The following is a 12,336-nucleotide window of genomic DNA, read 5'->3' as shown; positions in this document are numbered from 1 at the left end:
ATGGATATCGACACGCTTTCCTCCGAAAATCTCCAGTTAGTGGCGCGCAAGCAGGCCAACTGGGCAATCGGCGCATTCAAGCAGTTTGCCGAAGACCGCTGCGCGGCCATGGCGGCGAGCATCGCCTTTTACGCGGCTTTCTCGCTGGCGCCGACGCTCGTCATGGTGATCGCCGTGGCCGGCTGGTTCTTCGGCGCCGAAGCGGCGCGCGGCGAACTGTTCACGCATATTCACGGGCTGCTCGGCGATCAGGCGGCGGCAGGCGTGCAGACCATCGTCGAGAACGCGCATCACAGCGGCAGCGCCGGCGGCGTCGCCGCCATCATTTCGTTCGCCGCGCTGGCGATCGGCGCGTCGGCAACCTTTTCATCGCTCAACAGCGCGTTGAACATCGTCTGGCCGGACATCGGACCGCGCTCGTCGAGCGTCATCGCCATCGTGCGGGTTCGGCTGATCTCCTTCGGGCTGGTGCTGGGCGTGGCGTTCCTGCTGATCGTCTCGCTCGTGCTGGACACCGCCATCACCTTCATCGGCAAATGGATATGGGGCAATTCGCCCTACGTGATCATCGGCGATCTGCTGCAGGTCGGCGTCGGCCTGCTTGTGCTGGCGTTCGCTTTCGCCGGGCTGTTGAAGTTTCTGCCGGACGCCCGCGTGCGCTGGCGCGACGCGATTGTCGGCGGGATCGTCGCGGCGGTGCTGTTCACGGCGGGCAAGAAGCTTTTCGCTCTCTATATAGCGCACGCCGGAATGGCGAGTTCGTTCGGCGCCGCCGGCTCGCTCGCCGTGCTGCTCATGTGGCTGTATTTTTCCGCCGCCGTGCTGCTGCTCGGCGCGGAGTTCTCGGCCGCGCGCGGCAGGCTGCACGATCCGCGCGGCGAATGGGGCATGCAGGACACCACGCCGCCGGGCAGTCGCGCCAAGCTGGCGTCGGTGCTGGCGGCCTCGACCGTCACCGGCGACGCGGCACGCACGCCCGCTCCGTCGGCGACGGAACCCGCGCTGTCGGCGGCGTCCGCTGCGTCGCGAGCTGCCGCGCCGGCTGCGGCGTTCGCGCAACGCCGACAGGTCCGCGAGAAACCTTCGGCGCGCGCCACCGCGATCCGGATCGGCCGCACCGTGGCGCTCGCCGAGGCGCAGGCGACGCGCGTCGCCGCCGTCACGTTGGTGGAAGCCGGCCGCAAGGCGGTCGTGGCGGATCGTTACGTGCGCAAGTATCCGTGGACATCGGTACTGGTCGCCGCCGCGGCGGGTCTCGCCGCTGCGACCGTCGCCCGCCGTCACGCCAGCGAGAACGTTCACGCCGACGCCCCCCCGACGCAAGACGCCGACCGCAGCTAAAGCCGGGCCGCCCTCCGCCTCCACAGACAAACCGACGCCGGACCGCCGCCGACCCCGCCTCGCGCGGGCCGTGTCCGGCGGCTGCGTACGCGCACACCCGGCCCTTTCTGTCCATCCGGTACGTCAAGCGAGCAAGCGCTCCATTTTTATATGGACGCTTCATTGGCGAGCCGCTGTCTAGACGACTTTTTTACGATTACCCTTCAAAATAGGTTCGAAAGAGCACGTATTGGTAGCGTCACTGTCAACAAAACAACAATAATGCTCAGTCAACGATTTAATATTGCTGAAACAGAAATAATCGTTAACGGGCTTTAAATACAAGGCTTTGCACGTTTTGTCAGTTTTTGGAGACAGTCTTTTTTTTCCAGTTCGTACCGCTCCGAGGCGTGAGCTATTCTCCTTTCCGCAACAACGAAACTAATCATCTGCGTGGAGAAATGGATGAAACGAATCGCACTGTCTACCCTCTCGCTGGCGCTTCTGGGCGTCACCGGCGTGGCACATGCTCAAAGCAGCGTTACTCTGTACGGTTTGATCGACGAATCGATCCAGTACGCTCACAACACGGTTGACGCGAACAACAGAAACGCGAACCAGGTCGGCCTGGTCGGCGGCAATCTGCAGGGCGATCGCTGGGGCTTGAAGGGTACGGAAGATCTGGGCGGCGGCCTGAAGGCAATTTTCCAATTGGAAAACGGCTTCGATCTGAACAGCGGCAAGCTGGGTCAAGGCGGCAAGATGTTCGGTCGTCAAGCATACGTCGGTTTGACGGGCGACCAATGGGGTACGGTGACGGCTGGCCGTCAATACGATCCGCTGGTTGACCTGGTTCAACCGCTGACGGCTGACAACTACTTCGGTTCCACCTTCACCACGCCGGGCGACGTCGACAACAACGACAACTCCTCGCGCACGAACAGCGCCATCAAGTACACCTCGCCGGTGTGGGGCGGCTTCCAGTTCGAAGGTATGTACGCATTCGGCGGCGTGGCTGGCCAGACGGGTTCGGGTCAATCGTGGTCGGGCGCTGCAACGTACGCAACGGGCCCGTTCAGCGTGGCTGCAGGCTACTTCCGCCTGGACAACGGCAACACGCTGGCTAGCCGCACGACGGCAGGCGCTGTGGGCTGGAACGGCAGCACGTCGGACGGCACGTTCGACAACCAGGTCAACGGCGCATACGCCGCTGCCAAGTCGATCGGCATCGCTTCGGTTGCTGTTCAATACGTGGCTGGCCCGTTCACGGCTAACCTGCGTTACAGCAACGCGCAATACAAGCCGGACGCAAACTCGGGCTTCGGTTCGACCGAGAAGTACAACATCGGCGGCGCATACCTGGGTTACCAGGCAACGCCGGCAATGCTGGTTGGCGTGGGCTACATCTACACCAAGGCTAGCGGCGATTCGAGCGCAACGTATCACCAGGTTTCCCTGGGCGGCGACTACAACCTGTCGAAGCGCACGGACATCTACCTGGTCGGCGCATATCAGCACGCAAGCGGCCAGCAACGCACGTCGGCCGGCACGCTGGTCGATGCAGGCGCAGCAATCGGTTCGTACGGCTACAACTCGGCTTCCAGCTCGCAAGAACTGGTCAGCCTGGGCATCCGCCACAAGTTCTAATCGAACTTGACGGACTGCTGAAGCAACACGCAGTTGAAGACCAGCCACGGGCGAAAGCCTGTGGCTGGTTTTTTTTCGTCCTGTGATTTTGCGTGTGGCCGCGTCATTCGCGAGCGCGGTTCCGTCCGCCGCTCAGATCAAACCGCGCGCCCAAAGAAAAAGGCCACCAGCACGCCCTGCAACGGGCTTCTGACGACCTTGGTGCGACTCATGCGGCTGCGTGGGTGCGTGGTGTCACACGGCACCCCTCGCAGGCGCCTAGCGGCGCTGCGTCTTGCCTCTCTCCGACTGCGCGAGCGTCTGCGCAGGCTTCGCGTCGATATCATGCTCGATGCCGTCGGCGCCCACCGGGGCGCGGTGCAGCACCAGCGCCCGTTCGCGCTGCAACAACGGCACTTCGGGCGACTGCTGCCAGTCCGGATCGGGAATCTCGCCGAACACCTGACGCAGCCGCTCGCCCCACGTGCGGTGGATCATCTCGAAGTAGGCATTGTCGTGATCGATCGAAACGAAACGCGTGACCCGCAGCGAATCTTTCTCGTAGACCAGCAGGTCGAGCGGCAGACCCACGGAGAGGTTCGAGCGCAGCGTCGAGTCCATCGAGATCAGCGCGCACTTGGCGGCCTCGTCAAGCGGCGTGGACGGCGTCAGCACGCGGTCGATGATCGGCTTGCCGTACTTCGCCTCGCCGATCTGGAAATACGGATTCACGGCCGACGCTTCGATGAAATTGCCCGCCGCGTAGATCATGAACAGCCGCGAGCGGTTGCCGGCAATCTGACCGCCGAGAATGAAGCTGCAATTGAAGTCGACGCCGAATTCCTGCAAGGCCTCGGCTTCGCGCTGATGTACCGCGCGCACCGCACGGCCGATGACGCGCGCGGCGTCGGCCATGGTGGGCGCGTTCCAGAGCGTGGGCAGCGAGGGATCGGTCGGCTCGGACAGTTCGTGCAGCACGGCTTGCGTGAGCGACAGATTGCCCGCGCCCAGCAGCACGAGCATGCGCTCGCCCGGCTGCTCGAACACCGACATCTTGCGCGCCGTGCTGATGTGATCGACGCCCGCATTGGTGCGCGTGTCCGAGAGGAACACGAGACCTTCGTCGACGGCCATCGCAACGCAGTAAGTCATAACAGGTACCCGCAAAAAACCACTTAACCGCGCCATTGTAATGCCGTCTGCATGCGCCTTTACCGCATATTACGGCTGTTGCGGGCACAAACTGAATAGCGATGCGGGTTGACGCCGATAGCGGCATTGCGGCCCACGGCTACTGCGACAACTGCGCGCTCACCGTGACCGACACCTTCAGCTGTTCTTCGAGCCCGCCGATGCGGCGTCCGCGCACCGGCGCGGCGGCTTCGTAGTCGCGCGCGACCGCGAGGCGGCAGTAGATTTCGCTGGCAAACGCGGCGTGCGTCACGTCGATGGAAATCCAGCCCTTGCCTTCGAGCCAGACATCGACCCAGGCGTGGCTGGCCGCGTGCGGCACGTCGCCCGGCTCGATATAACCGCTCACATAGCGCGCCGGAATGCCGCGCGCGCGGCAGCAGGCCAGCATCAAGTGCGCGTGGTCCTGACACACACCGTTGCCGAGCGCGAGCGCCTGCGCGGCGGTGCTGGTCACTTCGGTGACGCCGGGGTTGTATTTCACGCGCTGCACGATCGCCTCGGACAGCGCGATCAAACCCGCCGAGTTGCTCAGCACCGGCACCGATTCGGCCAGTTCGCGGATCGCCGGATCGACTTCGGTGAGACGCGTGGTGCAGGTGAAATGCTCGAGCGGAATCGGCCCGACGCCTTCGGCCAGATAACCGTCCTGCAGCGGAATGGTGTCCACTTCACCGCCCACGTGCAGCCGGATTTCGCCGTGCGGCTTGTTGATGACGAGTGTGTGCAGCACGTTGCCGTAGGCGTCGAAGGTGGCGTCGAGCTTGCCGGGCGCATCGATGCTCCAGCGGCGCACCACCTGCGCGGCGTTGCTCGCCGGCGTCAGACGCAATTGCTGGATCGAATAGTGGACCGTCGCTTCGTAGCGATAGGACGTGTCGTGGCGGATCGTCAGATACATATAAAGAACTCCGTCAGGCGACTGGCAGCATCAGATAGGTACGCGCAACCAGATTGCCGAGCTCGAACACGCGAGCCAGGAACTGTGTCAGATAGGCGTGCAGGCCGGCTTCGAAAATCTGCCGGATGTCGGAGTACACGAGTTCGGCGCGCAGCTTGCCGGCAAACCGTTCGCACTGGTTCGAACCCGAGGTGCGCAGCATCGCCAGGTTCGCGCAGACGCCTTCGAGCGAGGCGAGCAGCGAGCGCGGCATCTGCTGGTTCAGGATCATCAGTTCGACCACGCGAGCCGGCGTCACGACGTCGCGATAGACCTTGCGATAGATTTCCAGCGCCGACACCGAACTGAGAATCGACGTCCAGTAGTAGAAGTCTTCGAGTTGACGCGCGGCGTCGCGCGAGTTCGGCTCGACGTCCGCGAAACGCACGTCGAGAATCCGCGCGGTGTTGTCGGCGCGTTCCAGATACGTGCCGAGCTGCGTGAAGAAAAACGCGTCGTCCTGCAAGGCGGTGCCGATCGTCACGCCGCGAGAAAGGTGCGAGCGGAACTTGACCCATTCGAACAGTTCGTCCGGATTCGCGGTGAGCTGCCCCGCGGCCGTCCGCTCGTTGAATTCGAGCCAGGTATCGTTGATGGTTTCCCACCACTCGGTGGTCAAGGTGCCGCGCACGGCGCGCGCATTTTCGCGCGCAGCCTGCAGACACGAATGAATACTCGACGGGTTGGTCGAATCGGCCACCATGAAATCGAGCACGTGTTCGCGCGTGGGTTCGTCGTAGCGCTGCGCAAATGCGGTTTCGAGTTCGGAGATGCGCAGCACCGAGCGTTGCGCGCGCGCCTCCTGTTCGGGCGTCTGCGGCAGCAGCAGCGCCTTCAGATTGATATCGAGCATGCGAGCGGTGTTCTCCGCGCGCTCCATGTAGCGGGCCATCCAGAAGAGGTGATCGGCGGTGCGGCTTAGCATGACGGCGTTCCGTATCTGATGACGCGAGGTTCCTGAAAACTCCGTAAGTGGAGGGACCCGCGCTGGTTATCCGTGTGCGCCGGCGGCGTACAAACTACTTCGCCGGCTTGTCGGGTTGCATCGGCGCCTGCGCGTTCTTCGTCGAACGCCGTGGCGCGCTGCAACCGCGTCAGTCGACCATCCACGTATCCTTGGTGCCGCCTCCCTGCGACGAATTGACGACGAGCGAGCCTTCCTGCAACGCCACGCGCGTGAGTCCGCCCGCGCACATCGTGACGCTCTTGCCGGACAGCACGAAGGGTCGCAAGTCGATATGGCGCGGCGCGATGCCGGATTCCACGAAAGTGGGACACGCCGACAGCGCCAGCGTGGGCTGCGCGATATAACCCGCGGGACGCGCGATCAGGCGCTCGCGGAACGATTCGATTTCGGCCTTCGTCGAAGCCGGCCCGACCAGCATGCCGTAGCCGCCCGCGCCGTGCACTTCCTTCACCACCAGCTCGGGCAGATGCGCGAGCGTGTAGGCGAGGTCGTCGGGCTTGCGGCACTGGAACGTGGGCACGTTGTTCAGAATCGGCTTCTCGCCGAGATAGAACTCGATCATTTCCGGCACGTACGGATAGATCGATTTGTCGTCGGCGATACCGGTGCCCATGGCATTCGCGAGCGCGACGCGGCCGGCGCGATACGCGGTCAGCAGACCCGGCACGCCGAGCGCCGAATCGTTGCGGAAAGCGAGCGGGTCGAGGAAGTCGTCGTCGACGCGGCGATAGATCACGTCCACGCGTTTCGGTCCTTGCGTGGTACGCATGAACACGTAGTTGTCGTCGACGAAAAGATCCTTGCCTTCCACCAGTTCGACGCCCATCTGCTGCGCGAGGAAGGTGTGCTCGAAATACGCCGAGTTGTACATGCCGGGCGTGAGCACCACCACGACCGGATCATCGACACCTTCGGGCGCCACCGAGCGCAAGGTATCGAGCAGCAGATCGGGATAATGCGCGACCGGCGCAATGCGGTTCTGCACGAACAGCTCGGGGAAAAGCCGCATCATCATCTTGCGGTTTTCGAGCATGTACGAGACACCCGACGGAACCCGCAGGTTGTCTTCGAGCACGTAGAACTCGCCCTCGTCGCCGGCGCGCACCACGTCGACGCCGGCAATGTGCGCGTAAACACCGAGCGGCACATTCACGCCCTGCATTTCAGGCCGGTATTGCGCGTTGGTATAGACCTGTTCGGCGGGCACGATGCCGGCACGCACGATATTGCGATCGTGATAGACGTCGTGGATGAACAGGTTGAGCGCCTGGACTCGCTGACGCAAACCCGCTTCGAGGGTCTGCCATTCGCTGCGCGGAATGATGCGCGGAATCAGGTCGAAGGGAATCAGCCGCTCGGTGCCGGACAGATCGCCGTTCACCGCAAAGGTAATGCCGACCCGGCGAAACAGCAGGTCGGCCTCGGCACGCTTGCGCGCAATGGCCTCGTTACCCTGCTTGACCAGCCACCGCTCGAAGCGAGCATAGTGTGGCCGCACGGCATCGTCATGATGACGCATCTCGTCATAGCATCGCATGTCACGCCCCGCTCTTTTTGTCGGATAGAAGGCGAATGCGCTGCGCATTCGGTGTTCGACAATCAATTAAGCAAGCGCTATGCCATTACGCTTTTTCGCGTGGTATGAAGCCCTCATGCACGCGAACAGCGCATCCCGACCGGCACGGCCTCGTTGCCATCGTACTGCGGCGGATCACGATGCGCCAGTACGGTGCAAACGCGCATAAAAAAATCCCCGTGGATTCTCATCCACGGGGATTCGCACAACATGCATTGCAGACCAGCGAAGCGCGGCCGGTGGGAACGGGCTGCAATCGATATCGCCGCCCGCGCCTCATTGCCTACGCTCGCAACGATCAGCCTGCTGCAGCGTCTTTCAGCTTCTTCAGCGGACGTGCCTTGATGCGCACGCTAGCCGGCTTGGCCGGGAACCAACGCTCTTCGCCCGAGAACGGGTCTTTGCCGAAGCGCTTCTTCTTCGCCGGCACTGCTTGCACGACGATCTTCAGAAGACCCGACAGCGTGAATTCGCCAGCGCCCTTCTTGTGCACAGCGCCGAGGATCGTGTCTTCGAGCGCGGCCAGAACGGCCTTGGCGGTCTTCGGTTCCACAGCAGCACGTTCAGCGACGTGTGCAGCCAGCGAGGCCTTCGTGAAGGTGTCCTTGATCGGCGACGGAGCGCTGGACGCCTTCACGGCGACCTTCTTAGCTGCGACGGCTTTCTTCGCAGGAACTTTCTTTGCAGCAACCTTCTTGGTCGGTACCGGGGCAGCAGCCTTCTTGGCCACCTTTTTTGCGGAAGTCGGCATGTTTCTCCTACCTGTTGTGGTCAGTGAATTGCAAGAAGCGCACACCGTATGTGCACGCTTCAACGCCGGATTCTACAAGCGCAAATGCGATTCGTGCGACTCTTTTGTGTATAACGGCCAAGGTTTGTTGCGCGGCGCAGACTGCGCAACACATTTTGATGCTTGTTTTAGCGGGTAAACGCGTGTCGAAGCGTCCGCGCCGCTGCTTTCGCACCGACACGTAACGCACGTTACAAGTCGTTTCGATGCATGAATAAAGGCACTTTTGGCCGCGCGCGATCGTCGGGGTGGTCGCGAAAGTCTCGTGGTCAGCGCGCGAGACGCGGCAGAATCGCCGCCAGCCTGGTGAGTGCGGTGTCGATCTCGTCGATCGAAATGCAGCCGTAACCGAACATCAGTCCCGGCCGCGCCTTCACGCGCTGATGAAACGGCGCGAGGCCGTATAGACCAATCGACGCCTGCTGCGCGGCGTCGACCACGGCCGCTTCGGTCAACGGCGCGCTCAGGTGCGCCGCCATGTGGATGCCGGCAGTCGGCACGATCGGCTCGAACCACGGCGCGAGTGCGCCCTGAAGATGGTCGAGCAGCATCGCCCGGCGCGCCGCGTAGAGCTTGTGCATGCGCCGCAGATGCTTGGCGAAGTCGCCGTTGAGCATGAAGCTGGCGAGCGCGGTTTGCGTGAGCGTGCAACCGTGCCAGTCGGCGATCTGGCGAGCCTTGAAAACCGGAACCAGCAGCGACGCGGGCGGCACCACGTAACCCACCCGCAGCTCCGGAAAAATCGTTTTCGAAAAGGTGCCGACATACGCGACGAGCCCGGCGCGATCGAGGCTTTTGAGCGGCTCCATCGGCCGGCCTTCGAAGCGGTACTCGCAGTCGTAATCGTCTTCTATGATGACGGCGCCGCGCTTCTGCGCCCATTCGAGCAACTCCACGCGACGCTCCAGACTCATCGGCATGCCGAGCGGAAACTGATGCGACGGTGTCACGTAGACGAGCCGCGCCTTGTCCGGCAGTTTGCTCACGACCAGCCCTTCGGCATCAACCGGCACCGGCACCACGCGCGCGCCGGCTGCCGTAAAACAGGCATGCGCGGGCGGATAACCGGGGTCTTCGATCGCGGCGATGTCGCCGCTGCGCAAGGTGACGCGCGCGACCAGATCGAGCGCATGCTGCGCGCCCTGCGTGACGAACACGTCTTCCCAGTTGCTCGCCACCGCGCGATTGAACGCCAGGTAACGCGAGATCGCCAGACGCAATTCCTGCTCGCCGGCGGCATCGCGATAGACACCGCGTCCGCGCGCCTGCGTGCGCAGCGCGTGGTTCACGCAGCGGCGCCAGACGTCGAACGGAAACTGCGCCTTGTCGGTCACGCCGCCGACGAAATCCTGGGTCGAGCTTGCCAGCGGACGCGGCAGCGGCAAGGTGGCGGGCATCTGTTCCCACAGAGGCTGGGCGCGCGCCGCGGCATTCGACCTCGTCTTCGGACGCTCGCGCGCCGACTCGGCTTCGCGTACGTGCGGCGAGCGTTCGGACGGCAGACGTTCGAGTCCGTCGGCGACGAAGGTGCCGGATCCGGCGCGGGCATTCAGATAGCCTTCGGAAAGCAGCCGCTCGAATACGTCGAGCGTGGTCTTGCGCGAGACGCCGAGCTGCGTGGCGAGGTCGCGCGTGGACGGCAAGCGCGTGCCGCCGGCAAGACGCCCTTCCAGAATCCCGGCGCGCAATTGCCGATAGATCTGGCCGGCCAGATCGTGACGGCCTTCGACGGCAATATGGATGTCCATGATCGAGTGGTTACCTTCGCTCTTCCAGGGCGCCTGAGCCACGGAGGCCGGTCAAAATCGTGAGCTTAACCCGGCCGGTGCGATTCACGCATCACCCGCGCAATGACCACGAAAAAAATGGCGCGCCGCATGCGATGCGGCGCGCCATTTTCTGGACTGTCCTGCGTTGTTACCCTGAGATTTTCGCTCCGGGTCAGAGCGTTACGTCGCGGTCTTTCACTTCGTCGCGACGTTCAGGGCGGCACGCGCCTGTTGCGCGTTTTCACGCGCTTCGTCGCTGCAACGCTGATGTTCGCGCGAGAGCTTGCGCATCAGCGGCAACAGCAGCACGGCGACGAGCGCGCCGACTGCGGCCAGCCAGCCGAGGCCGGTAAACAGCTTCGTATACAGCGGCAGCGATTCGAGCGGGTCGAGGTCGCCGGCCGGCATTTGCGCAAAATTCGCGACCACGCTGCCCAGATATTGCGACACACCGGTTGCCACGAAGTACGCGCCCATCATGAAACCGCTCATGCGCGCGGGCACGTAGCGCGCGATCATCGCGAGACCGAGGCCGCTCACCAGCAGTTCGCCGAGCGAGTACAAACCGTAGCCGCCCACCATGAACCACGACGACACACGTCCGTTCACCGCGTACTTGCCGCTCATCGCGTAGACGAAGAAGCCGGCGGCCACCACCGCGAAGCCGAACGCATATTTCACGGCGACCGGCACGTCCTTACCGCTTTTCGCGAGCCTGGTGTAGAGCAGCGCCAGCAGCGGGCTCAGCAGCATGATCCAGATCGGATTGAGCGCCTGGAATTGCGCCGCGCTCCACGTGAAGAGCGTCTGCCCGAACAGCGTGAATCGCGGATCGACATTGCGCAGCGCGAACAGCGTGAGCGACGTGGACATCTGCACGTAGAACACGAAAAACAGGATCACCTGCGCCGTCAGAATGAGCGCGGCGACCAGACCCGAGCGCTCGGAGCGCTCGCACTTCATCAGCATGTAGCCGAAGATCGCCAGGATCGCGACGCCCGCCGTGTAGACGCACGCCACGGCAATGGCCTTGTGCTGCAGCACGAACATGGTTGCCGTGCCGAGCACGACGCCGCCCAGCGCAACCGCGCCGACGCGCTTCCAGCGTACCGGTTCGGCGTCCGGCGCGGAGCCGATATGCGCGAGCGTGCGAAACATCACGAAGTAATTCAGCACCGACAGCAGCATGCCCGCGCAGCAGACAGCGAATGCCGTATGCCAGCCCCAGTGGTCCTTGATCCAGGGCGTGGCGAGCATCGACACCGTCGAGCCGATGTTCACCGCCATGTAATAGATCGTGAACGCGCTGTCGATGCGCGCGTCGTCGCCCTCGTAAATGCGGCGCACCAGATTCGCGGCGTTCGCCTTGAACAGGCCGTTGCCCACCACGATCACGCCGAGCGACGCGTACATATAGTTCAACTGGTCGTTGGGCAAAGCCAGCATCAGATAGCCGGCGGCCAGCACGACGGCGCCGAAAATCATCGTGCGGCGCGCGCCGAGAATCTTGTCGCCGATCCAGCCGCCGATCGACGGCGACGCATACACCAGCGCCGTAAAAGCGCCCCACGTGAGGGTGGCGTGGCTGTCGGCGAAATGCAGCTTGTCGATCATGAACAGCACGAGCAGCGCGGCCATCCCGTAGTAGCCGAAACGCTCCCACATCTCGATCAGGAAGACCGTCGAAAACGAGCGTGTCTGCGAAACGGGTGCGGCGGGTGGGTGGGATGAATTCATCGTGTACCTCTTGTTCAAACGGTTACGGCGACGCGTGAGCCGGCACGCGAGGCGAAAAAACGAGTCTGGAATGATGGCCGGCGGACCATGCGATGTCTTGCGCGACGCCCTATGCGCACTCCGGCGCGCGACAGGTCGCGCCTGCCCGCGAACCGCCACGGCAACGCACGACCAGACAGGACCAGCGGGAAGCAGCGAAACAGCCAGGAGAGGGATGAGCGCCATGTTGCGCGCGGCGCCGCGATGCGCGTACGCCTGACGGATGCCACGTAGCGTCGGGCCCGCTTTGAACGCGGGCGGACGCGGGTGGACGCAACGACGGGCTCAATGATAAAGCATCGCGTGAAACGGCATGCCGGCGGCCGGCAAAGTGCGGATGCGCCGGATGACGGGCCTCGGGCCCGCGACGCAGAAGTTCGG

The 12,336-nt window shown here is 63.5% G+C and carries 9 protein-coding genes; 2 read left to right on the top strand and 7 right to left on the bottom strand.

From position 1 onward, the window contains the following. Nucleotides 1-1,341, top strand: a complete 1,341-nt coding sequence (locus P3T18_RS12625) for a YihY/virulence factor BrkB family protein (protein WP_429300263.1) — start codon at nt 1-3, stop codon at nt 1,339-1,341. 444 nt (nt 1,342-1,785) lie between these two features. Further along, on the top strand, nt 1,786-2,967 hold the full coding sequence (locus tag P3T18_RS12620; protein WP_429300262.1) for a porin: 1,182 nt from the start codon (nt 1,786-1,788) through the stop codon (nt 2,965-2,967). 258 nt (nt 2,968-3,225) lie between these two features. Here the strand turns inward: P3T18_RS12620 and P3T18_RS12615 are convergent, their stop codons facing one another. From P3T18_RS12615 to P3T18_RS12585, 7 genes are all read right to left on the bottom strand, one after another. Then, nucleotides 3,226-4,098: a peptidase gene (locus tag P3T18_RS12615; RefSeq protein ID WP_429300261.1), complete on the bottom strand. Its 873-nt coding sequence runs from the start codon at nt 4,096-4,098 to the stop codon at nt 3,226-3,228. Between the two features lie 139 nt (nt 4,099-4,237). Continuing rightward, nucleotides 4,238-5,038 carry a transglutaminase family protein gene (locus P3T18_RS12610; RefSeq protein ID WP_429300260.1) on the bottom strand — a complete coding sequence of 267 codons (801 nt, stop codon included), beginning with the start codon at nt 5,036-5,038 and terminating at the stop codon, nt 4,238-4,240. 13 nt (nt 5,039-5,051) lie between these two features. Continuing rightward, nucleotides 5,052-6,002 (bottom strand): alpha-E domain-containing protein, encoded by a 951-nt coding sequence (locus tag P3T18_RS12605; protein ID WP_429300259.1) that lies wholly within the window; start codon nt 6,000-6,002, stop codon nt 5,052-5,054. A gap of 169 nt (nt 6,003-6,171) precedes the next feature. After that, a complete protein-coding gene (locus P3T18_RS12600; RefSeq protein ID WP_154562910.1) occupies nt 6,172-7,581 on the bottom strand; it encodes a circularly permuted type 2 ATP-grasp protein in 1,410 nt (469 codons plus the stop codon). A gap of 337 nt (nt 7,582-7,918) precedes the next feature. Beyond that, nucleotides 7,919-8,371 carry an HU family DNA-binding protein gene (locus tag P3T18_RS12595; RefSeq protein WP_007177969.1) on the bottom strand — a complete coding sequence of 151 codons (453 nt, stop codon included), beginning with the start codon at nt 8,369-8,371 and terminating at the stop codon, nt 7,919-7,921. Between the two features lie 308 nt (nt 8,372-8,679). Further along, entirely contained in the window at nt 8,680-10,158 is a 1,479-nt protein-coding gene (locus P3T18_RS12590) for a PLP-dependent aminotransferase family protein (protein WP_429300258.1), read from the bottom strand. 216 nt (nt 10,159-10,374) lie between these two features. Next, entirely contained in the window at nt 10,375-11,916 is a 1,542-nt protein-coding gene (locus P3T18_RS12585) for a peptide MFS transporter (RefSeq protein WP_429300257.1), read from the bottom strand. Nucleotides 11,917-12,336: the final 420 nt, after the last annotated feature.

The sequence above is a fragment of the Paraburkholderia sp. GAS199 genome (genome assembly GCF_050436585.1).
Taxonomy (GTDB): Bacteria; Pseudomonadota; Gammaproteobacteria; order Burkholderiales; family Burkholderiaceae; genus Paraburkholderia.
The sequence above is the reverse complement of the archived record's forward strand: the minus strand, read 5'-3'. Positions and strand labels throughout refer to the sequence as shown.